The sequence below is a fragment of the Bradyrhizobium sp. PMVTL-01 genome, assembly GCF_051861855.1.
Taxonomy (GTDB): Bacteria; Pseudomonadota; Alphaproteobacteria; order Rhizobiales; family Xanthobacteraceae; genus Bradyrhizobium.
Genome location: NZ_CP193982.1, coordinates 6036713 through 6059097 on the forward strand (window position 1 = coordinate 6036713; position 22385 = coordinate 6059097).

Consider the following 22385-nt stretch of genomic DNA (forward strand, 5'->3'; position numbering starts at 1 on the left):
CCTAGTTCAATCTGATCTCTCCCAGTCGAGACAGGGCCCGGATCCGGTCCGCGGTGCGGCAAGCAATCGCCTGAATGGTGAGGGACGGATTCGCGCCTCCCACCGTCGGAAAGACGGAGCCGTCGCAAATCCACAGATTGGGAATATCCCAGCTGCGGCAATCTGCGTTGACGACGCTGTTGTCCGGTCGATCGCCCATCCGCGCCGTTCCGTTGAGGTGGCAGGTGTCATCCTCCTGGACCCAAATGTTCTTGGTACCGACCGCGCTCAAAGCCCGCTTCATGAAAGCGATCGAATGGTCGATGAGGCGCTTGTCGTTATCGCACCACGAGTACGTCACGCGCGGAATTCGAAGCCCGTACTGATCGAGCTCGTCGGCCAGAGTGACCCGGTTGCTTTCCTGGGGCAGCATTTCCCCGACGATCTTCAGGCCCACCACATGGTTGTAGCGCTTCATCTCCTCGACAAGGCGCTCTCCCCACAGACCGTGCGCCGTCGCTTGCGTTTTGGCCCACAGCTGGGGCAGAGGGCCCTGGCTCATGTAGGCGTAACCGCCGAAGAAGTCCTTCCCTTGGTCCTCGTAATTCCAGTGCTCCGTGATGGCGAGGGACGGCGGCCCCTTGTATGAGCGAACCTCCTCGTCCATCTCGCCCCACACGGCCTGGTTGGCCTGCGCCATGAGGTTCTTGCCGACGAGCCCGGAGCTGTTCGCCAGCCCGTCACGAAACTTGTCGGTTGCCGAGTTGAGCAGGAGCCTCGGCGTTTCGATCGCATAGCCAGCCACGACGACGTTCCGCGCCTTTTGAAAGCGCCACTTGTTGTCGCGATGATAGTGAACGCCGACAGCGAGCCCATTCGCGTCGGTCTCGATGCGGCCCACCATGGCGAGGTCCCGGATTTCGGCGCCGGCGGACAGCGCGCGCGGAATCCAAGTCACCAGGGCACTTTGCTTGGCATTGGTGGAGCAACCCGTCGTGCAGAAGCCGCGATAGACGCAGGGGTGCGCGAGACCACGCGGCGCCGAAAGCGTTGCGAGCGGCGTCTCCGTCCAGGCGATGCCGAGCGCCTCACAGCCGCGCGCGAGTGCGCGGGCCGCAGCATTGAGCGGATGCGCGCGATAGGGATAGCGCGGACGCGGCGGCCCCCAGGGGTAATTGACAGGTCCGGATATCTTGAGCGCCTGCTCAACTTCCGTGTAGTAAGCCCACATCTCGCGCCAGTCGATCGGCCAGTCCGCGCCATAGCCGAGTTTGGTCCTGGCCTTGAACCATTCCGGCCGGAACCGAAGCGACACCATTGCAAAATGCACCGTCGAGCCCCCGACGGACTTGCCACTGTTGTTACTTCCGAGCTGGAGCGGATTGTCGCCATCGACGATCCGGTCATCGGTCCAGTACAGCTTGGTCTGCTCGGACTCGTCCGAGGCAAAGTCTTCCAACGGCCGGAAGTACGGCCCCGCATCCAACGCAACCACCGAGAACCCGTATTCGGCCAGCTTGCAGGCCAGGGTCCCACCACCGGCACCGGTCCCGACGATCACGAAATCGACGGCCTCGCTGTCGACGTATTGTCTCATGCTGACCCAGCCGCCCGGCCGGAAGACGTCCGGCGCGCGGCCGTTGATCGCGCGCGGACCGAGCCGTGGATCATCGGACATTGCGATTGATCCTCAGAGCGTCGGCCTCCCGACCCGGCTTGGCTTCGGCCGCCTCCCAGGGATCGCGGTCGTTGAAATCAAGTCGGACGTAGCCGCGCGGGCTGGCCGGTCCGCCCCACCCGACCTCGCTCCATGCGGCCGGATGCGAGTAGTAGGCAAGAACGATGTCCCGCAGCAGCCGGTGCTTGAAGAACGTCTGTGGCGGCATGCCCTCCCACGCGGGCGAGCGCAGTTCGCCTGCCTCGCAGCTTCTGAGCAGGTCGTCTCGATCGGACACTGCAATTGCCGCAAAGCCACAGCCGTGGCGAGCTCGCGCCTCCGCATCGAGGGCTTTGATCCCCCTCCGCCACGCGTCATCCTCGCGCGGCAGGCCTGCTGGCCGATAACCGTCCGTAGCGCCGGTCCGCAGCTTGCTATCAAGCAGCGCAGCGACGGGAATAGGCAACCTAGACGCTGCTTGCGGCACAATGCACTCGGCGATTGCGGTGAGGATGTCAAACTCGTCCATCGTGAAGAATTCCGGCTTGTCCGCTGCCTTCAGGCGAGCCGCGATCACTTCCCGAGTCTTGGCGTTCCAGGACGGTCCCTGCCATTTCGCGAGGACGTCGTAGCCGGGGTAAGGGTCCGCGACTCCCAGCTGCCTCTTCCGATCAAGCATCTCGCGCCTCTCTCATCAGTTCGAGCGCGGCGAGCCCTGCCAGCGCGAGGCCTGTGAAGCTTGGTGGAGCAGGCAAAGGCGGTCCCGCGAGGATGTTCTGGCTCCAGTTGCGCCAGCCTCCCATGTTGCGTGAGACCCCATAGGCGTGGAAACCGACGCCGGCAAAACCCATGGCGGTCAGCAAGCGCATCCACCATCGCGCGAGGCCGCGGGACCGCGCGCCACCCTTCAACGCAGCACGCGCAAGCAAACCGGCCCCGATTGGCGGAAGCGTCACGGGAAGCGCCATGAAGGGGTTGTGAAAGGCTCCGCGAAAATGCAGCAGCCCCGCCTCCCCCGTCGTGCCAAGCAGTCCCAGTGCAGTCACGGCCGCGATCGTCTCACCAGCCGGAAGATTGAACACCCGATGAGGGCGCCGACCTCCATTGTCACGCACCCTTTCCGAGCAAAAGCCCAGCAATCCCGAAAGCAGGATCGCCATGGGCGCTCCGAGAGGAGCACCGTAAAAGACGTTCTGCCAGCTCAGCCCGCCAACCTTCTTCGTCACATTGTAGATGTGAAAGCCCGTCCCGAGCGCGCCGGTGGCAGCCGCCAACAGATATGACCCGTCGCGTGCTCGATGCGCATCGGGGCGCTTGTCCGCCGTGCCGTGGATGCTCATCGCCAGTGTCAGCCCGGCAACGATAAGCGGGGTGAACATCGCCTTGTTCTTGAACGAGCCGCGGTAGTGCTCAAGGGCGCTGTCGGCAAGAACCGAGCCTGCCAGCATGCCGGCCGCCCGGTTCAACCGGCGCGCCGCCACAACCGTCTCGGCCTCGCGTTGTCGCGCGAGCGGGCGCGCCGCCGAGCGACGGGCCGCCCGACCATATGTTGAATCGCCGACTTCACCTTCGAAAGCGCGGCATGCCGCTTCCGATTTCGCCTTCTTAGACTGCATAACGTGCGGCATCCGTGTCCCTGAAAATCAAGCCATTGCCCGGCCGCGACAGATCGGGATGAATTGCGCCATTGCGCGGCACCGGCGCCCCGTCGAACAACATCCGTTCGATGCGAACGTGGTCGTGAAACCATTCCAGATGCCGCAGCCGCGGCGCGGCGCAGGCGGGGTGAAGATGCAGAGCCGGTGCGCAATGGCCCGACAAATCGATGTGGTGCGCCTCGCAAAGCGAGGCGATCTGCAGGAATCCGGTCACGCCGCCGCAGCGCGTGATGTCCGCCTGCTGAACGTCGACCGCACCCGATCCGAGCATCGTGCGGACATAGTCGGTCGTATACGCATACTCGCCCGCGGCAACGTCCATCCCCGCCGGCGCATGGTCGCGAACCATGCGCAGCCCCTCGAGATCGTCCGAGGACACCGGCTCTTCAAACCATGTGACGCCTTCGCCGGCGAAGACATCGGCAAGCTGCAGCGCCTGCTTCGCCGAGTAGGCGCCGTTCGCGTCCACGAACAGCGTGGCGCGATCGCCGATCGCGCGGCTTGCGACCTGCACACGATGCGGATCGAGAGCCGGTTCGGAGCCCACTTTCATCTTGACGTTCACGCAGCCGTCATCGGCAACCCATTTGCTTAGCTGGTCGCCCAGCTCGCCATCTGAGTAGGTGGTGAAGCCTCCGCTTCCGTAGATCGGAACTGACGTGCGGTAGCTTCCGAGCAACTGAACCAGCGGCAGGTCCAACAGCCGCGCCTTGAGGTCGCAAAGAGCGCAGTCCACGGCGGAAATCGCATTCGCAGCAAGTCCTTCGCGGCCCATGTTACGGACCGCCCGCTGCATCGCCCTCCAGGCGGCCTCGGGCGCCAGGGCATCGCGGCCACGCACGACCGAGGCGAGCTTGCCGGCGATCAGCGCGACAATGCTTCGATCCGAATACGTGTAACCGAGTCCGGACTTGCCGCCGGCGGCGATCTCGACCAGCACCAGCGTCGTGGACTTCCAACTCATGGTTCCATCTGCTTCGGGGCGATCGGTCGGGACCTCGAAGGCGCGCGCACTCAACGCCTCAATTGCGACCTTGACCATCATTCTTTCCCGGGCAGTACGCTCGTCAGCAATTCCTTGGCGCTGTTCTTGAGAACGCTCCCAAGCTCGGGCTCGGAAGGAATCATGCTGACGAAGTTCTTGGCATCCTTCAGCGTAATGTGAGGCGGCAGGGGCGGCACGTTTGGATCCGTGTACGCCTCGAGCACGACGGGACGATCCGCCGCAAGCGCTTCATCCCAGGCGGCACCCACACGATCCGGATTGTCGACAAAGATGCCCTTGAGGCCGAGCAATTCGGCATAGCGGTGATACGGAAAGTCGGGAATGCTCTGGGTCGATAGGGTCTTTCCGGCGCCGAGCTGGATCCGCTCCTCCCACGTGACCTGATTGAGATCGCGGTTGTTGAGGACGAGGACGATCAGCCGCGGATTTGACCAGGTCTGCCAATATTTCGAGATGGTGATCAGGACATTGAGCCCGTTCATTTGCATGGCGCCGTCCCCCATGCACGCGATCACCGTCCTATCCGGGTAGGCCATCTTGCCAGCCATCGCGTAGGGAGTGCCGGCTCCCAGAGACGCCAGACCTCCGGAAAGCGAAGCCTTCATGCCCCGGCGCATTTTCAGGTCGCGGGCGTACCAGTTGGCCACCGATCCCGAATCCGCCGTGATGATTGCATTCTCAGGCAGACGGGGGGACAGCTCCCAGAACACGCGTTGCGGATTGAGGGGCTCCGCCGAATCCATCGCGCGCTTTTCCAGCGTCTGCCACCAGTCCTGCACGCCTTCCTCGATCTCACGCCGCCAGGATGATTTTTCCTTTTGCTGCAGATGCGGCAGCAGCGCCTGCAAGGCTGCCGAGCTGTCACCGACGATGTTGACCTCCATCGGATAACGCAGGCTCAACCGGGCCCCGTCGATATCGATCTGAACGCCGCGTGCCGAACCGGGCTTCGGCAGAAATTCGCTGTAGGGGAACGCCGAACCGACCATCAGGAAGGTGTCGCAATTCTTCATGAGGTCCCAGCTGGGCTTTGTGCCGAGCAGTCCGATGGAGCCGGTTACAAACGGCAGCTCGTCCGGAACGACCGCCTTTCCAAGCAGCGCTTTGGCGACCCCGGCCTGAAGTCGCTCAGCCACCGCGATGACCTCATCGGTGGCGTCCAGAGCGCCAGCGCCGACCAGCATCGCGACTTTAGTACCATTGTTCAGGATATCGGCGGCCGCACGCACCAAATGGTCGTCCGGACGCTTTGCAGGCTCGGCATATCCAATCCCGGTGTGGGTCGCACCGTGCGCCAAAGGCGGATCCTGGTAATCCAGTTCCTGCACGTCGTTCGGAAGAATGACGCAAGTCACGGCGCGTTTGTTGTGAGCAATTCGTACGGCGCGATCGATCAGATGGCGTACCTGCTCGGGCACGCTGGCCTGGCCGACATATTCGGCGACGTCCTGAAACAGCACCTGCAGATCGACTTCCTGCTGGTAGCTCGCCCCGATTGCGCTCCTCGCCTGCTGGCCCACGAGAGCGACCACCGGGACGTGGTCCATCTTGGCGTCGTAAAGCCCGTTGAGGAGGTGAATCGCCCCCGGGCCCGAGGTCGCATAGCAGAGACCGACCTGGCCGGTGAACTTGGCATGAGCCGAGGCCATGAAGGCCGCCATCTCTTCGTGCCTGACCTGCACGTATTCGATCTTGTCTTTCGCGCGTTCGAGCGCGACATCCAGCCCGCCGACGCCGTCCCCGGGGTAGCCATAGACCCGGCTCAAGCCCCATTCGGACAGCCGTTGCCAAACAAATTCGCTGACATTCATTGGATTTTCTCGATCGTTCTGGCGCGGAGGATGCTTGGCAACGTTTGAAGATGGTCGGACGTTTCGGCCCTGCCGGCGCAACGTTCGTACGCTCGCGTACGTCTGCTAACCTTCTTTTGAGCTCCCCAATTTAAGCGAACATCGCGCCCCCAGCTCAGAGGGAGCGCGATGTCCGCGAAACCGCGAGGGCCTATTTCGATGCCGGGTGGTTGTTCGAAGAACTGGATCCGGTCGTTCCTTGCGAGCTTGTCGTGCCGCCAGACCCACTCGTGCTCGTGTTCATCGCTTCAAAGACCGACATCCCGTGGGGCCCGATCGTCATCACCATCGGATTGCCATCCTTGGTCTTGGCTTGGACCACGAATGATTCGGCCACGACTTTGATGTCGGTGAAGCCCGCCTTCTGCAGATCGTCCCTGATTTGCTGCGCGGCCGCGGTTTGCCCGGAGTTGGACGGGCTTTGCGAGGTTGTCGTCGACTGCGAGTTGTTTGCGGAGCTGGTGCCGCTTTGGGCGAGCGCAGGACTGGAAAGCGTTGCTGTGAGCAACAAAGCGGTCAAAACCTTGGTCTTCATTGGCTGTCTCCTTTGCTGTTGGGATGGAGTATCGCTACAGCGCAGGCCGGCTCCAGACGTTCCTTCCGGCGCAGTCAGGGCCGCACAAATGTTGGTACGAGACCGAACGAAGCCGCCACGCTTCACCAGTGATCGAATTAGAATGACAGGGATTCGAAAGCGGCCGGCTCGGCCGGGGCCGAAGCTCGCTCTTCCTGTGCGAACATCAATCGGCGGGCGTGGCTGAAGATCTCGTATCCATCGTCGCGTGCGACCGCGACCAGCGTGACGCCGGCCCGCTCGGCGGTTTCGATCGCCAATGAAGTCGGTGCCGACACGGCAACGAGCAGCGGCGTGCCAGTCCGTGCAACCTTCTGCACCAATTCGACGGAGACCCGACTGGTCATGAGGACAGCGCCTTGCCCCGTCTCCAGACCGGCTCTGGCGATGGCACCGGCGAGTTTGTCGAGCGCGTTGTGGCGTCCGACATCTTCTCTGACCAGCCGGATGTCACCGCCATCCCAGAAGGCCGCAGCGTGCATTGCCCCCGTCGCCTGATGATGCGGCTGAAGCGAACGTAACGAGCGCATCGCGTTCAGAATTTGGAAGGGGTGAAATTCGGCTCGGCCAGTTATACGCGGCGGCTGCGCACACGCCGCCTCAAGACTCTCGATCCCGCACAGGCCGCAGCCGACCGGCCCGGCCATCGCCCTCCGCCTCTTGGCAACGCGATCAGCATATGCCTCGTCTAGCCAGATCCGCACTTCGCAACCAAGCTCAAGCTCGATGACGTCGATGCTGCGGATGGCACCGGGATCGGCCACGATGCCCTCGCTCAGGCTAAAGCCGATCCCGAAGTCTTCGAGATCGGCGGGCGAGGCCATCATCACCGCGTAGGTCGAGCCGTTATAAGTCAGCGCTATCGGCCGCTCCTCTGCGACCCTGCGCGACGACGGCACTGGTTCACGCCCACGCCAGACCAGCTCCGGCTTGTCGAGTGTGCAGCGATCTTCCATGGCCGCTCCGGGATTTGCGTCTGGCAACACCTGCCGGGTCGTCCGCGTTCCCCGCTCGTTGGCTGGCGCGGCGCTGAACCAATGCCAGCACCCGGTTCTTTGTACGGCAGCGAGCAAAGTTTCGCTTCGCGCCACTCGAACACCCTGATACTCAGAATGTAACGCTTTGATGCCACTATCTATTTCTAGCGCGAGCCGCCGTCTCACCACAAAGGCGCGGAAGATCCCGTCCAGGAACCCTTGTCGCCAACATACGTTGGCGACGCAACAATCCGTCTGGTTCCGGAAGAGAACGACATCATGGTGCAACCGAGCAAAGTTGGCGACGAAACTCCCGATACGGTTCGATACGACGGTCCGGCTGGCGGATGGGGCTCCCTTCAAGGAATTGCGCGGATCTTCGGCAAGGAGTGGGATTCGCCGGCGGCGCTGAATACGCTTCGCCGGCAAAACAAGCCGAAAGGCTTCATGTGCGTTTCTTGCTCATGGGCCAAGCCGGCGGATTACCACACGTTCGAATTCTGCGAGAACGGCGCCAAGGCGACGCTGTGGGAATTGACCTCACGCCGTTGCACGCCGGAGTTCTTCAACGAGCACACGCTGACCGAGCTGCTCTCCTGGAGCGACTATGATCTCGAGCAGCAGGGCCGCCTGACGCATCCGTTGCGCTACGACAGTGCGACCGACAAATACGTGCCCTGCTCCTGGGACGAGGCCTTCCAAGCCATCGGCGCGCAATTGAAGACGTTCGATCCGAAGTCAGTCGTTTTCTATTCGTCCGGGCGCGCCAGCCTGGAGACGTCCTACCTCTACGCCCTGTTCGCGCGGGTGTATGGCAATAACAACCTGCCGGACAGTTCGAACATGTGCCACGAAACGACATCTGTGGCGCTCAAGAAGCTGATCGGCGCGGGCGTCGGAACGGTCGTCTTCGACGACCTCAGCAACTGCGATGCAATGTTCTTCTTCGGGCAGAACACTGGCTCCAACAGCCCCCGCTTCCTGCATCCCCTGCAGGACGCCGCCAAACGCGGCGTCCAGATCATCACCTTCAATCCCGTACGCGAAAAGGGGCTCGAATTCTTTGTAAATCCTCAGAACCCGGCGGAGATGCTGACCGGAAAGTCCACGCAGATCAGCAGCCAGTACCACCAGGTCAAGGTCGGCGGCGATATCGCCGTCATCGTCGGCATCTGCAAGCATGTCTTTGCCGCGGACGAAGCGGCCAAGCAGCAAGGCAAGCGTGTCATCGATGCTCCCTTCATCAAGCAGCACACGAATGGGTTCGAAGACTTCGAGGCCAAAGTTCGGGCGACCTCCTGGGAGGAGATCGAAGCCGCCTCCGGTCTCAGCCGAGCGACCATCGAGGGCGCGGCGCAGGTTTATGTCGAGGCTGACCGCGTGATCGGCATCTATGGCATGGGGCTCACCCAGCACGTGCACGGCTTCCAGAACGTCGCCATGCTCGTCAACATGCTGCTCCTGAAAGGAAACATTGGCAGGGACGGCACCGGAATTTCGCCGGTGCGCGGGCATTCGAACGTGCAGGGTCAACGCACCGTCGGCATCTCGGAAAAACCCGAACTGGTGCCGCTCGACAAATACGCCAAGCAATTCGGGTTCGAGCCGCCGCGCGACAAGGGCATGAATACGGTTGAAACATGCGAGGGCGTTCTCGCGGGCAAGGTCAAGGCATTCTTCGGGCTTGGCGGCAATTTCGTGCGGGCCATTCCCGAGAGAGCAAAGATGGAAGAGGCCTGGCGCGGATTGGAGTTGACCGTTCAGATCGCTACCAAGCTGAACCGGAGCCACCTCATCCACGGCAAGGCCGCCTATCTGCTGCCGTGCCTCGGCCGCACCGAAGAAGATATTCAGGCAAGCGGACAGCAAGCCGTCACCATGGAGGACACGTTCAGCTGTATCCAGGGCTCGATCGGGCTGCGTAAGCCGGCCAGCGAACACCTCAAATCCGAGGTTGCGATCGTCGCGGGTCTCGCCAAGGCGACCCTACCGCCCAATCCGAACTTGAAGTGGGATGAATGGGTCGGCAACTACGATCTGATCCGCAACGAGATCGCCGAGACCTACCCCGACGCATTCCACGACTTCAACGCGCGGATGTTCACTCCCGGCGGGTTCTATCGCGGCAATTCGGCCCGCGAACGAATCTGGAAGACCGAGAGCGGGAAAGCCGAGTTCACTGCGCCGGAGACCCTTACCTCGACCGGCTTCTCGGATGCGCCTGGACGCTTCAGGCTCCTCACGATGCGCAGCAATGACCAGTTCAACACCACCATCTACGGCTACAGTGATCGGTTGCGCGGAATTGAAGGGACAAGGGACGTATTGCTGATCAATCCGGAGGAGATGGCCCGCGCCGGACTTCAGGAAGGGCAAATGGTGACCCTCGTGAGCGACGCCGAGGACGGCATCACACGCGAAGTCGGTCCTCTCAAGGTGACCCCCTTCAAACTGCCGGACGGCTGCGTCGGCGCCTATTACCCCGAGATGAATCCGTTGATCCCGCTGTCGCACCACGACATCAAATCGAAGACGCCTGCCGCGAAATCAGTGCCTGTCCGAATTCGGGCCTGAAGGCGGCGCGGCTTGGGGGCCGGTGAATGCAACTCTTTCGTCCCGGGGCGAATACAATTGCGACCTTGGTGATGGCGGCGATCGGAGCGGCGCCGGTGCTGGCAGTTGGGCTGTCCTATCAGGTGATGAGATCCTCCTACGTTACCAACCAGAACATCACCTGGAACCAGCCGGTGCCGTTCAGTCACGAGCACCATGTTTCAGGTCTCGGTCTCGATTGCCGGTATTGCCACACGTCGGTTGAGAAGGCGCGCTTTGCGGGAATCCCTCCGACAGAGACCTGCATGACATGCCATTCGCAAATCTGGACCAATGCGAAGATGCTGGCGCCGGTGCGGGAGAGCCTTGCCAGAAACAAGCCGTTGGCCTGGACGCGCGTCAACAGGCTTCCGGACTACGTATATTTTGATCATTCGGTCCACGTCGCAAAGGGGGTCGGATGCACCACGTGCCATGGCGATGTCGGGCAGATGCGGCTGATGCGCCAGGCGGCACCCCTGACGATGCAATGGTGCCTCGACTGCCATCGCAACCCCGCCCCAAACTTGCGCCCTGGCGAGGCGATTTTCGATCCGAAATGGCAGCCGCCCAAGGACCAGGCCGAGGTCGGGTCTAAGCTTGTTGCAGCCTATCACATCAACACCGGCCATTTGACGGACTGCACCATATGCCACCGCTGAAGGAATTGCCGACGCGGCCAGAACCAGCTCGGCGCAGCAAGCTCAACCGACGCCAAGCGCTCAGCCTGCTCGCGACCGGCATGGCGAGTAGCCTGGCGGCCTGCAGCAAGCCGGACGAGCACATCCTGCCCTATGTCAAAATGCCGGAGCGCATCGTTCCCGGCGAACCGCTGAAATTTGCCACCACGCTCGGGCTTGCCGGAATCGGGCGCGGCGTCATCGTGACGGCGATCGACGGCCGTCCGATCAAGGTGGAAGGCAATCCGCGTCATCCCGGCAGTCTCGGCGCCACCGACGTTTTCGCCGAGGCCGCCGTGCTGTCCCTCTACGATCCGGACCGTTCGCGCACCATTCTGCGCGACGGCGCAATCGCCTCGCGCGAAGCGCTGCAAGGGGCACTGGTGAACCAGCTCGCCGACGCCCGGAACCGCCAGGGCGACGGCCTTCGCCTGTTGACCAGCCGCACCACGTCGCCGACCGTTCTCCGCCAGATCGACGCCCTGCTGCAGACGTTCCCCGCCGCGGCGTGGCACGCTTACGAGCCGACCGACGACGATAACGCGCGCGGAGGCAGCCAACTTGCTTACGGGCGGCCCCTTGATGCAGTGGCCGATCTCGCCAAGGCGCGCGTGATTGTCGCGCTCGATGCCGATCCTATCGGACACGGGCCGGACCAGATACGTCACGGCCGCGGCTTCGCCATGGGCCGAAGCGAGGCCAACAGCTTTTCGCGTCTCTATTGCCTCGAAAGCGCTTTCACGCTGACAGGTGCTAAGGCCGACGAGCGGCTTGCACTGACCCCAGACGCGATCGAGCGTTTCGCGATGAGCCTCGCGGGACAGCTTGGTGCAGCTCGAGGTGCGAGCGAACTTCCCGATCGCCAACGCGAGCTGCTCCGCAAGATTTCGGCGGACCTCAGCGCACACAGAGGCGAAGCGGTCGTCATGGTGGGACCGACCATGTCGGCGGAGGTGCATGCGCTGGCCCATTGGATCAACGCGCAGATCAATGCGCCGGTTCGTCTCATCGAGCCGATCGACCGCACGCCGTCCGGCAAGCAGGCCGCCACGCTCGAACAGCTCGCGGGCGATCTCGTGGCGGGGCGTGTGCGCCAGCTCATCATCATCGGCGCGAACCCGGTCTACGACGCGCCCGCAGATCTGCAGTTCGCGGCGCGGGTACAGCGAGCGCCGTTCCGGCTGCATATGGGGGAGTATGTCGACGAGACCGCGGCCCTCGCAACCTGGCACGTGCCGCAGCACCATCCGCTTGAGGCCTGGTCGGACCTGCGCGCCAGCGACGGCACCGCGAGCATCGTCCAGCCCTTGATCAGGCCGCTCTACGGCAGCTACGGCGTCCACGAGCTGCTGGCCTGGCTCACCGGGGAGCAGGATGCGAGCGCGTATGATCTGGTACGGCAGACTTGGCAAGGCACGGCTTCCGGCGATTTCGAGACGTGGTGGCAGCGCGCGCTGCACGACGGCCTCATTGCCGACACCAGCGCCGCAGCCATCGCGCCGGCTGCACCCCCGCTGCCAGCGATGCCAAGCGCCGAAGCGCAGGACGCTCCCGCCGGCGACATCACCCTTGTCTTGCGCCCCGATCCCAGCCTGTGGGACGGCTCATTCGCCAACAATGCGTGGCTGCAGGAATGCCCGAAACCGCTGACCAAGCAGGTCTGGGGCAATGCGCTCGCGCTGCATCCCGAAGACGCGGCCAAGCTCGGGGTTGCCTCCGGCGATATCGTCACGATCGGTGCCGGCGACCGTAGGCTCGAGGTGCCCGTTCTGACTGAACCCGGATCCGCCATCGGGGTCGGCATGCTCACGCTCGGCGCAGGTCGGCACAAGGCGGGCGCGATCGGTGACGGCGTCGGCGCCAACGCCTATGCGCTGCGAAGCGCCGAGCATCGCTGGCGCATCGCGGGCGTCTCGGTCAAGCCAACCAGACGCCGGGAGCCGATCCTCACCACGCAGAACGTGGTGCGAACGCCTGACGATGTCCGCGAACTCTATCCGCTGTACCAGCTCGGCCATACGCCGGCCGCGGCGGCCTCAGACGACACGCCGAGCCTGATGCCGCGCACCGTCCGATCAAGCGATGGCCACGCCTGGGCGATGGTGATCGATACGTCGGTTTGCATCGGATGCAACGCCTGCGTGGTGTCTTGCCAGTCCGAAAACAATGTTCCCGTCGTGGGGCCCGAGCAGATCGCGATGGGGCGCGACATGCACTGGATGCGGATTGATGTCTACGATCACGGCGCGGCGACCGGATTACCCCTCGGCTTTCAACCGGTGCCCTGCATGCATTGCGAGCATGCGCCGTGCGAGCCGGTCTGCCCGGTCGCGGCCTCCGTCCACGATCACGAAGGCCTCAACGGACAAGTCTACAATCGCTGCATCGGGACCCGCTTCTGCGAGGCGAACTGCCCTTACAAGGTCCGGCGCTTCAACTTCTTCGGCTATGCCGACGGCGAGGAGTACGCCAATCTCGGCGCGGACTCCTATCGCGGGCAGAAGAATCCGGAGGTGAGCGTTCGCGCCCGCGGCGTCATGGAGAAGTGCACGTATTGCGTCCAGCGGATCAGCGCGGCGCGGCGCAGTGCGGAGCGCGACAATCGCCCGCTGGGCCCGGACGAAGTGCGCACCGCGTGCCAGAATGCTTGTCCGACGCGCGCCATCAGCTTCGGGGATTTGAACCAACCCGCGGCGGCGATCAATCACGGCAAGGCAGACCCGCGCCACTATGCCCTGCTCGGCCACCTCGGTACGCGGCCTCGGACCACTTATCTGGCCGATCTGCGCAACCCCGCCCCCTCCCCGGAGGAGCGGACATGAGCGACGTCCTTGCGCCGCGTCAGCCGCCCGCGCATCGCTGGATTTCGGCGGAGCGTGCCGACGACGTCGCGATTACCCAAGCCGTCGCCGACCCGCTATTCACCGGGTTCGGCAAACGATGGTGGCTCGCGCTCCTCGCCACCGTTCCGTTCGTGCTCTGGCTGGTCATCGCAATCGTCTGGCTGTTCTATCGCGGCATAGGCATATGGGGCATCAACTCCACCATCGTGTGGGGCGTCGCCATCGCCAACTATGTCTGGTGGATCGGTATCGGCAACGCCGGCACGCTGATTTCGGCGATGCTGCTGCTGACCCGGCAGAAATGGCGCGCTTCCATTAACCGCTTCGCAGAGGCAATGACGCTGTTCGCGGTCGCGATCGCCGGGCTGATGCCGATCCTTCATCTCGGCCGACCGATCTATGCCTACTGGCTCGCCCCCTATCCGAACACGATGGCCCTGTGGCCGCAATGGCGCAGTGCGCTGGTCTGGGACTTCTGGGCCATCGTCAGCTATCTGCTGTTCTCCATCCTGTTCTGGTACGTCAGCCTCATCCCCGACCTCGCCACCATGCGCGACCGCGCGCCGCGGCCGGGAGCCCAGCTTGTCTACGGCGCGTTCGCGCTGGGCTGGCGCGGCTCGGCGCGCGAGTGGTCGCGCCTCGAGACGCTCCACACGACGATGGCGGCGCTCGGCGTGCCGCTGGTCTGTTCGGTTCATTCGATCGTCGGCCTCGACTTCGCGGCCAGCCTCATGCCCGGCTGGCAGGAGAGCATCTTCCCGCCCTATTTCGTCGTCGGCGCGATGTATTCGGGCTTCGCGATGGTCGTCGTGCTCGCAGCCGCGATCCGATGGGGGCTCGGCCTCCAGGCCATCATCACGCCTCGGCATTTCGACGCGATGGCCCGCATCCTGCTGATGGCCTCCATCGTCATGTTCTATTCCTATGCGACCGAGTGGTTCATGGGCTGGTATGGCGGCGAGCATGCCGACCGCGCCGTGGTGCGGTTCGATTTCACCGGCACCTACGCGCCGCTGTACTGGGCGCTGCTGGCCTGCAACTGCCTGGTGCCGCAGCTGCTCTGGTGGCCGTTCGCACGACGGTCGCTGCCGATACTCATTCTTGTCGCCATCGCAATCAACATCGGAATGTGCCTCGAGCGCATCCTGATTGTCTGGAACACGCTGTCGCACGGCTACATGCCTTCGCTGTGGCGCAGCTTCCATTTCACGTTCTGGGACTGGAGCTTCCTGATCGCGCCACTCGGCCTCTTTGCCTTCCTGTTCCTGCTCTTCATGCGGCTGATCCCGAGTGTCTCGATGTTCGACATGCGCGAACTTGCTCATGAGGAGGCCGCCGGATGACCGCGACCCTGATGGCGCAGTTCGCTGACGCCGAAACGCTGCAAGCGGCGCTGCAGCGCGTGAAGAGCACGGGTCATGCCGCATTGGACGCCTTCACCCCCTACCCGATCGACGGGCTGGCCGAACAGCTCGGCGTCGCGCACTCGCGGATCCGACTTGCGATGCTGATCGGCGGGCTCGCGACCGCGGCTTTCGCGTTCGGCCTGCAATGGTACAGCGCTGTGATCGATTATCCGATCGACAGCGGTGGGCGGCCGCTCAATTCCTGGCAGGTCTTCCTGCTCGTGCCGTTCGAGGTCGGCGTCTTCGCCGCCGCCCTTGCCGGCGTGATCGCCTTTCTCCGATCGTGCCGACTGCCGCGGCTGCACGATGCGCTGTTCGAGATTCCGGGCTTCGAGCGCGCAACGCAGGATCGCTACGTCCTCGTTGCCGCGTCCGAGGCTGATCCCAACGACTTGCGGACGGTGCTCACCGAAGCCGGCGCCGTCCTGGTGACGGAGCTGCGCACACCATGACGATCCGCCGGCTGCTCTGTGTGATGTTGCTCGCGGCTGCGCTTTGCGGCTGCGGCGATCACTCGATGACGCAGCAGAACCGCTACGGCACGTTCACCAAGGCGGCGCTGTTCAGGGACGGGACCGAAGCCCAGGTCCCGCCGAAGGGCGCGGTCGCGCAGGGCGAGCTCGATCGGGCGCGGCAGACCACGGCGCCGCCCGCCGTTGACATGGCGCTGCTGGCGCGCGGCCGCGAACGTTTCGGCATCTACTGCTCGCCCTGTCACGGGCTTTCCGGCTACGGCGACGGCATGATCGTGCAGCGCGGCTTTCCCGCCCCGCCCTCGTTTCACTCGAGCCGGCTCCGGGAGGCCGACGCCCGGCACTTCTTGGACGTGATCACCGACGGGTACGGCGCGATGTATTCCTATGCGGCCCGCGTCGAGCCGCACGACCGCTGGGCCATCATCGCCTATATTCGCGCGCTTCAGCAGTCGCAGCAGACCGATGTGGCCGATGTCCCGCAGCTGAGGAGCAAGCTGCCATGACCGCGGCGCTGCATCGGCAGGCCCTCTCCGGAGCGGGCAACCGACATACGGCGGCTGGGCTTGCGCTCCTGACACTCGCGGCCGCCTTGGTGCTCGTTCTGGGGCGGCTCGGTGTTTATGCGCCTCTGCTGCAGGGCTGGTTGCTGGCTTTCGCCATCTGGAGCTGCGTCCCGGTCGGAAGCATGACTCTGCTGCTCATCCACCGGCTGACCGGCGGGGTCTGGGGCATCGCCGCTGCGCCGGCCCTGCGTCCGCTCGCCGCCATGATGCCCCTCGTCGCCATTGCGTTCGTCCCCGTCCTCGGCGCTCTGCCGTCGATCTATTCGTGGGCCGCGAATCCCGGCGAGATCAAGCCGGACGTCGCGGTCTGGTATCTGAGCCAGACCTCATTCGTCCTCCGGGCGGTGGTCACCCTGGCGGGATGGTCGGTTCTGGCGGTGATCTTTGCATCCGGTCTCGGCGGGCGGCTGCTGGCCGGGCTCGGCCTCGCCTTTTTCGGGCTCACCATCAGCATGGTCGCGGTGGACTGGTTTCTGTCGATCGAACCTCATTACGTGTCCACCGCTTTCGCGTCGATGATCGCGATCCAGCAATTGCTTGCGGCTCTCGCCGTGCTGGGCGTTGTCGGAATCGGGAATGTGGGAGGCCGGGCGAGGAGTGACATTGGCAAGCTGCTGATGGCGACGCTGCTGGGCGTCGTCTATCTCGCCTACATGACTTTCGTCGTGGCCTGGTATGGCGATCTGCCCCACAAGGCCGCGTGGTTCCTCAAGCGCGGCACCGACGCATGGGCTTCAGTTCTGATCGCGACCTTCCTCATTGGCGCGGTTCTGCCGTTCACGATGCTTCTGTTCGCGGGCGTGCGCGCCAGCCGGGCCGGCCTGCGTGCAGTTGGTGTTCTCCTGCTGCTCGGGACCGGCCTGCACTTCGCCTGGCTGATCCTGCCTGCGTTCGCCCGGCAGCCCGCCGTTGCCCTGGCCGGCCTTGGTTCGCTCGTCATCCTGACCGCTTGTTCCGTGCTGTTCATTCGAGGCGTCACATCCACAGGGGGGCGCCATGCCGGCTGAGGAGATGGGACATCGCGCGCTGCCGCAACCGGCCGATGTCGACAACCGCGTCGTCCTGGCCGTGGTCTGCGGCTTCCTGCTGTTCGTGGCGGCGGCGATCGCAGGACTCCTGCTATTTCTCAACGCGCAGGTGCCAAGCGCCTTCTTTCCGCGCGTCGAACGGCGGTTTCCGGCGCCGGCGCTGCAGACGTCCCCGCAGGCCGACCTGGCGCGGTTCGAGGCCGAGCAGCAGGCCCGGCTTTCCGGCTATGCCTGGGTGGATCGCGACCATGGCCAGGCGCGCATCCCGATCGAGGAGGCGATGCAGCTCGTCGCGGGCCGCGGGGCGCATGCCTATGACGTGATCGAGGTCCATCCCGATCAGCCGCCCACTTTGAGCGGAGGCAAGCCATGAGGCGGGCTCTCCTCCTTCTCGCGCTGGTGCTATGGCCGGCGCTCGCGAGCGCCGGACTGACCGAGCAGGAGATCGGGCGCGTCGCCTTCGATCCGCCAGCCGATGCGCATGTCCCGCTCGCCTTGCCATTCACCAATCTTGACGGCCATGCCGTTTCGGTTCGCGATGCGATCGACGGCCGCCCGACGCTGCTGATCCCGGCCGACTTCACCTGCCGGCAGATCTGCGGGCCGGCGCTGACGATCGCCAGCTCTGCCTTGCAGCAGACCGGCCTTGCCGCGGGACGCGACTACAGCCTCGTCATCGTCGGGATCGATCCGCGCGACAGCCGCGAACACGCGCGCCGCTTCACGGAGGGACAGATCGGCCAGGCCGGGACAGCGGTCCTGACCGGAACGCCAGACACGGTCCGCACGCTGCTCAACAGCATCGGTTATCATACCGCGTTTGACGGCAGCCGGGACGCCCTCGCGCATCCGGCGGCGTTCGTCACGCTGGCACCGGACGGCCGGGTCGTTCGGGCGCTCTCCAGCCTGGCGCTGCAGCCGGGCGATCTGCGCCTCGCGCTGCTCGAGGCCGGCAACGGCCGCATCGGCGGGCTCCCCGGCCGGATCGCTTTGCTGTGCTACGGCTTCGATGCGGTGCACGGCATCTACACCAGTAGGATCGCCGCGATCCTGCGGCTTCTCGGCGCCACAACGGTCGCCACCATGGCGGGGCTGATCGGCCTGTCGCTGGTGCGCGGCAAACGACGCGGAGCTTCGGCATGAACTCGCTGTTCAGCCTGCCGGAGGCCAGCACCCACGCCGTCACGGTCGATCACATCTTCTATCTCCTGCTGGCGCTGTCCGGCGCAACTGTCGTGCTCGTGTTCGGGCTGATTCTGCTGTTCGCCGTGCGCTACCGGCGCGGATCAAAGGCCAAGCGCGGTCCGATGCCCGAAATTCTCAGCCGCGAGTTCGAGATCGGCTGGACGCTCGCAACCCTCCTCACCTTCGCCTTCCTGTTCTGGTGGGCCTCCTCCGCTGATCTCAGCAGCCTTGCTGCGCCCTCGAATGCATTGGAGATTCACGTGGTCGCGAAGCAGTGGATGTGGAAGACGCAGCATCCGGGCGGCGCCCGCGAGATCAACGCCCTGCATGTGCCGCTGGATCGGCCGGTCCATCTCATGATGAGTTCGCAGGACGTGATCCATTCCTTCTTCGTGCCGGCGTTCCGGGTCAAGAAGGACGTGCTGCCTGGTCGCGACACCGATATCTGGTTCCAGGCGAGCAAGATCGGCACGTTCCCGCTTCTGTGCGCCGAATATTGCGGCACCAACCATTCGATGATGCGAGGCGAGATCGTGGTCATGCGCCAGCATGACTATGCCCGGTGGTTGACCCAGCAACCCGAAGGCGACGACCTCGCGCACGAGGGCGCCAGGCTGTTCGTGTCGCAGGGATGCGCGGGTTGTCACGCGACCTCATCCAACGTTCACGCGCCGCGCCTGGCGGGCCTCTATGGCCGCGCAGTGCAACTGGCCGATGGTCGCACCGTTTCCGCCGACGACAACTATATCCGCGATTCGATCCTGCAGCCGAAGCGCGACATCGTGGCCGGCTTCGAGCCGATCATGCCGAGCTTCAAGGGGCTGCTCGATGACGGCGAGATCCAGAGCCTGACCGCCTATATCCGCTCGCTCGGAGAGGAGCAGCAAAATGACTGATGCCCTGCTCGCCGGAGAGCTGCCGCTGCCGCCGCGCCCGGATTATCTCCGCCACGGTTCCACGCTCCGGTCCTGGCTTGCCACCACTGACCACAAGCGCATCGCGATCCTCTACGCGGTGACGATCACGGTCTTCTTCTTCCTGGGCGGCGCTGCGATCACGGCCGTGCGTCTCGAACTGTTTCAGCCGAACGGCTGGCTGATGACTTCAGACAGCTACAACAAGCTGTTCTCGTTCCACGGCATCATCATGGTCTGGTTCTTCCTGGTGCCGTCAATCCCCAACACGCTCGGCAACTTCCTGCTGCCGCTAATGATCGGAGCCCCCGACGTCGCCTTTCCGCGCCTTAATCTTTTCAGTTGGTATTTGACCATCGCAGCCGGCGCATTCACCGTCTATGCCCTCGTCGCCGGCGGCGTCGACACCGGCTGGACCTTCTACACGCCTTACTCGTCGATGTTCTCCAACACCCACGTCTTCGCGGCCGCGGCGGGCGTGTTCGTGGTCGGCTTCGCCAGCATCGCGACGGGAGTGAATTTCATCGCGACCACCCACATGCTCCGCGCTCCAGGCATGACCTGGTTCCGGCTTCCGCTGTTCGTATGGGCCATCTACGCGACCTCGCTGATCATGGTGCTCGCAACGCCTGTTCTCGCGATCTCGCTTTTGCTCGTGATCGCCGAACGCGTGCTGGGCCTGCCGATCTTCGATCCCGCACGCGGCGGCGATCCGATCCTGTTCGAGCACCTGTTCTGGTTCTACTCGCACCCAGCCGTTTACATCATGGTCTTGCCAGCCATGGGCGTTGTGTCGGAGATCATTCCCTGTTTCGCAAGACGGCGGATCTTCGGATACGACTTCATGGTCTACGCCATGCTTGCGATCGCCGGCGTCGGCTTCTTCGTCTGGGGGCACCACATGTTCGTATCCGGGCAGTCGGCCTTGGCGAACCTGGTGTTCTCCTTCCTCTCCTTCATCATCGCCGTGCCCTCCGCCATCAAGGTCTTCAACTGGACGGCCTCGCTCTATCGCGGCCAGATCAGCTTCGAATCCCCGATGCTCTATGCGCTCGGCTTCGTCGGGCTGTTTACGACCGGCGGGCTCTCGGGACTTTTCCTCGCCTCGATCCCGGTCGACGTCCACGTCACCGACACCTATTTCGTGGTCGCGCATTTCCACTACATCATGGTCGGCGGCTCGGTCTCCGCCTTCTTCGCCGGCCTGCACTTCTGGTGGCCGAAGGTGACGGGCCGGCTCTATCCGGAGAGTTGGGCGAAGTTCGCCGCCATTCTCATGTATGCCGGGTTCAATATGACATTCCTGCCGCAATTCTTCGCCGGCTATCTCGGCATGCCCAGGCGCTATCACACCTATCCGGCGGAGTTTCAGATCTACAACGTGATGTCGTCGGCCGGCGCGGCGGTGCTCGCCCTCGCCTATTTGCTACCGCTCGGCTATTTGACCTGGTCGCTCTTCTACGGCGGAAAGGCCGCCAGGAACCCGTGGGGCGCCACCGGCCTCGAATGGACCACGAGTTCGCCGCCGCCGCCGAAGAATTTCGACCGGCAGCCTCGCGTCGACCGCGCGCCCTATGACTACCACGCCGAAGGCATGTCCGCCGGGACGGATCCACCGGAACTGCAGAATGCGAGAGAAACGCGATGAGCGATGAAAGTGCGCTGCTGAGAGAACCCTGGTTCGACTTCGGCCGCCAGCGCGAAGCTGGCAAGTTCGGCATCTGGGTGTTCCTGGCCAGCGAGACGCTGTTCTTTGGCGCCTTGTTGCTGACTTACACCGTGTGCCGAATCGAGCACCCGGCCGCGTTCGCGGCCGCAGGCCGCGAAACCAATGTCTGGTACGGTACGATCAATACCGCCGTGCTGTTGACCAGCAGCCTGACGATGGCGGTCGCCGCGCAGGCGGCCGAGGAGTCTGCGCGATTGCGACGGCTTGTCCTCGCCTGCCTCATGCTCACGGCGATGCTCGGTCTCGCGTTCATCGTCATCAAGGGCTTCGAATACAAGGAGGACATTGACAAGCACCTCGTACCGGGAGCCGGGTTTGCATTGCCTCAGCCGGGCGCACAACTGTTTTACGGATTCTATTGGCTGGTCACGGGTGTGCACGCGATCCATCTTTTTATCGGCATTGGGCTGGTCAGCCGTTTGGTTGGGGTGCTCTACCGCCGCGAACTCCCCGCGAAAGACAATCCCGAGATCGAGGTCACGGCCTTGTATTGGCACCTGGTCGACATCGTATGGATTTTCCTCTACCCGCTCATCTACTTGCCGGGACGCGCGTCATGAGCAGGCGAGGCGCATCAGGTGACGTCCGCCGCCTATGGGGGAGAAACCTGCTGATCTGGGCCGCCCTACTCGTACTTCTGCTGCTCAGCCTCATCGCGGCTTACATCCCCATGGGCCGCATCACGACAGCAAGCGGCATCGTCATTGCCATGGCAAAATCGACATTGGTCGTCCTGCTCTTTATGGAACTTGCCTCAGCGAAGGCTTTGATTCGCCTTGCGGCAATTTCCGGGCTTGTCTTTCTGATCGCGATGTTCGCATTGACCTTCGCTGACGTCCTCGTACGACCCTGAGCGCATGACCCACTCGGTGAGCAACTATACCGGTCGTAACCAAGACGCTTCTGTTGGCCCGCCGGCGCGTCGAAGGCGCATTGCTTTATCTTCTGCTCTTTCTGCTCACCCTCGCATGGGCGTTCTGGGAAGTTGGCGCCAATGGTTGGGCGCTGGTCCCGCGGACGGTCGGTCCGGGCGTGTTGCTGATCTTCGTTCTGGCGCTCACCCCGAAGCTCCACCCGATCCGTCACCAATATGAACCTGCGGCGACCATCGTGGTCGGATTGCTTCTGTTGGTGGCTACCACTTTGTTGATGACGGGGGCTTTCAGGCCGGCAAGCACGAGAAGCCTTTTTCCCCTCGTCGACTAGATTGAGGGTTGAAGTCTCCGTTTCTGAAGTCCGAACCGACAATTAACTTCGCGCGCAGACAT

At 63.8% G+C, this 22385-nt stretch carries 21 protein-coding genes; 14 read left to right on the forward strand and 7 right to left on the reverse strand.

The annotated features are described in order from the left end of the window. Window position 1 precedes the first annotated feature (1 nt). The 7 genes from ACRQ5Q_RS29335 to fdhD all read right to left on the reverse strand — a co-directional run bounded on the left by ACRQ5Q_RS29335 (window position 2) and on the right by fdhD (window position 7680). Entirely contained in the window at window positions 2–1657 is a 1656-nt protein-coding gene (locus tag ACRQ5Q_RS29335; RefSeq protein WP_439393406.1) for a GMC family oxidoreductase, read from the reverse strand. Next, window positions 1647–2315: a gluconate 2-dehydrogenase subunit 3 family protein gene (locus ACRQ5Q_RS29340; protein WP_439393408.1), complete on the reverse strand. Its 669-nt coding sequence runs from the start codon at window positions 2313–2315 to the stop codon at window positions 1647–1649. The genes ACRQ5Q_RS29335 and ACRQ5Q_RS29340 overlap by 11 nt, the downstream gene beginning before the upstream one ends. Then, the gene (locus ACRQ5Q_RS29345; RefSeq protein ID WP_439393410.1) at window positions 2308–3252 is read right to left on the reverse strand and encodes a hypothetical protein; all 945 of its coding nucleotides are present in this window, start codon (window positions 3250–3252) and stop codon (window positions 2308–2310) included. Before ACRQ5Q_RS29345 ends, ACRQ5Q_RS29340 begins: the two co-directional genes overlap by 8 nt. Continuing rightward, the gene (locus ACRQ5Q_RS29350) at window positions 3242–4339 is read right to left on the reverse strand and encodes an enolase C-terminal domain-like protein (protein ID WP_439393412.1); all 1098 of its coding nucleotides are present in this window, start codon (window positions 4337–4339) and stop codon (window positions 3242–3244) included. The genes ACRQ5Q_RS29345 and ACRQ5Q_RS29350 overlap by 11 nt, the downstream gene beginning before the upstream one ends. After that, on the reverse strand, window positions 4336–6111 hold the full coding sequence (locus ACRQ5Q_RS29355; RefSeq protein ID WP_439393414.1) for a thiamine pyrophosphate-requiring protein: 1776 nt from the start codon (window positions 6109–6111) through the stop codon (window positions 4336–4338). The genes ACRQ5Q_RS29350 and ACRQ5Q_RS29355 overlap by 4 nt, the downstream gene beginning before the upstream one ends. A gap of 190 nt (window positions 6112–6301) precedes the next feature. Then, complete coding sequence (locus ACRQ5Q_RS29360) at window positions 6302–6685, reverse strand: hypothetical protein (RefSeq protein WP_439393416.1); 384 nt, start codon at window positions 6683–6685, stop codon at window positions 6302–6304. A 137-nt stretch (window positions 6686–6822) separates the two neighbouring features. Next, on the reverse strand, window positions 6823–7680 hold the full coding sequence (gene fdhD, locus ACRQ5Q_RS29365; protein WP_439393418.1) for a formate dehydrogenase accessory sulfurtransferase FdhD: 858 nt from the start codon (window positions 7678–7680) through the stop codon (window positions 6823–6825). A 300-nt stretch (window positions 7681–7980) separates the two neighbouring features. Here fdhD and ACRQ5Q_RS29370 point away from each other — a divergent pair, with 300 nt between their 5' ends. Genes ACRQ5Q_RS29370 through ACRQ5Q_RS29435 form a run of 14 tightly spaced genes read left to right on the forward strand, consistent with a single transcriptional unit; the run spans window position 7981 to window position 22323 of the window. Beyond that, window positions 7981–10275, forward strand: a complete 2295-nt coding sequence (locus tag ACRQ5Q_RS29370; protein WP_439393420.1) for an FdhF/YdeP family oxidoreductase — start codon at window positions 7981–7983, stop codon at window positions 10273–10275. Window positions 10276–10301: 26 nt separating this feature from the next. Next, window positions 10302–10955 carry a cytochrome c3 family protein gene (locus ACRQ5Q_RS29375; RefSeq protein WP_439393422.1) on the forward strand — a complete coding sequence of 218 codons (654 nt, stop codon included), beginning with the start codon at window positions 10302–10304 and terminating at the stop codon, window positions 10953–10955. Then, a complete protein-coding gene (locus tag ACRQ5Q_RS29380) occupies window positions 10943–13795 on the forward strand; it encodes a 4Fe-4S dicluster domain-containing protein (protein ID WP_439393423.1) in 2853 nt (950 codons plus the stop codon). The genes ACRQ5Q_RS29375 and ACRQ5Q_RS29380 overlap by 13 nt, the downstream gene beginning before the upstream one ends. Then, on the forward strand, window positions 13792–15159 hold the full coding sequence (gene nrfD / locus ACRQ5Q_RS29385) for an NrfD/PsrC family molybdoenzyme membrane anchor subunit (protein WP_439393425.1): 1368 nt from the start codon (window positions 13792–13794) through the stop codon (window positions 15157–15159). Before ACRQ5Q_RS29380 ends, nrfD begins: the two co-directional genes overlap by 4 nt. Beyond that, window positions 15156–15674, forward strand: a complete 519-nt coding sequence (locus ACRQ5Q_RS29390) for a DUF3341 domain-containing protein (RefSeq protein ID WP_439393427.1) — start codon at window positions 15156–15158, stop codon at window positions 15672–15674. Before nrfD ends, ACRQ5Q_RS29390 begins: the two co-directional genes overlap by 4 nt. Window positions 15675–15676: 2 nt before the next feature. Then, the gene (locus ACRQ5Q_RS29395) at window positions 15677–16201 is read left to right on the forward strand and encodes a c-type cytochrome (protein ID WP_439399901.1); all 525 of its coding nucleotides are present in this window, start codon (window positions 15677–15679) and stop codon (window positions 16199–16201) included. After that, window positions 16198–17268 (forward strand): hypothetical protein, encoded by a 1071-nt coding sequence (locus ACRQ5Q_RS29400; RefSeq protein WP_439393429.1) that lies wholly within the window; start codon window positions 16198–16200, stop codon window positions 17266–17268. Before ACRQ5Q_RS29395 ends, ACRQ5Q_RS29400 begins: the two co-directional genes overlap by 4 nt. After that, window positions 17258–17662, forward strand: a complete 405-nt coding sequence (locus tag ACRQ5Q_RS29405) for a hypothetical protein (protein WP_439393431.1) — start codon at window positions 17258–17260, stop codon at window positions 17660–17662. Before ACRQ5Q_RS29400 ends, ACRQ5Q_RS29405 begins: the two co-directional genes overlap by 11 nt. Beyond that, window positions 17659–18432, forward strand: a complete 774-nt coding sequence (locus ACRQ5Q_RS29410) for an SCO family protein (protein ID WP_439393433.1) — start codon at window positions 17659–17661, stop codon at window positions 18430–18432. Before ACRQ5Q_RS29405 ends, ACRQ5Q_RS29410 begins: the two co-directional genes overlap by 4 nt. Next, a complete protein-coding gene (gene coxB / locus ACRQ5Q_RS29415; protein WP_439393434.1) occupies window positions 18429–19370 on the forward strand; it encodes a cytochrome c oxidase subunit II in 942 nt (313 codons plus the stop codon). Before ACRQ5Q_RS29410 ends, coxB begins: the two co-directional genes overlap by 4 nt. Next, on the forward strand, window positions 19363–21036 hold the full coding sequence (locus tag ACRQ5Q_RS29420) for a cytochrome c oxidase subunit I (protein WP_439393436.1): 1674 nt from the start codon (window positions 19363–19365) through the stop codon (window positions 21034–21036). Before coxB ends, ACRQ5Q_RS29420 begins: the two co-directional genes overlap by 8 nt. After that, window positions 21033–21677 carry a cytochrome c oxidase subunit 3 family protein gene (locus ACRQ5Q_RS29425; protein ID WP_439393438.1) on the forward strand — a complete coding sequence of 215 codons (645 nt, stop codon included), beginning with the start codon at window positions 21033–21035 and terminating at the stop codon, window positions 21675–21677. Before ACRQ5Q_RS29420 ends, ACRQ5Q_RS29425 begins: the two co-directional genes overlap by 4 nt. Continuing rightward, window positions 21674–21970 (forward strand): cytochrome C oxidase subunit IV family protein, encoded by a 297-nt coding sequence (locus ACRQ5Q_RS29430; protein WP_439393440.1) that lies wholly within the window; start codon window positions 21674–21676, stop codon window positions 21968–21970. The genes ACRQ5Q_RS29425 and ACRQ5Q_RS29430 overlap by 4 nt, the downstream gene beginning before the upstream one ends. Window positions 21971–22023: 53 nt before the next feature. Further along, window positions 22024–22323 carry a hypothetical protein gene (locus ACRQ5Q_RS29435; protein ID WP_439393442.1) on the forward strand — a complete coding sequence of 100 codons (300 nt, stop codon included), beginning with the start codon at window positions 22024–22026 and terminating at the stop codon, window positions 22321–22323. Window positions 22324–22385 lie beyond the last annotated feature (62 nt).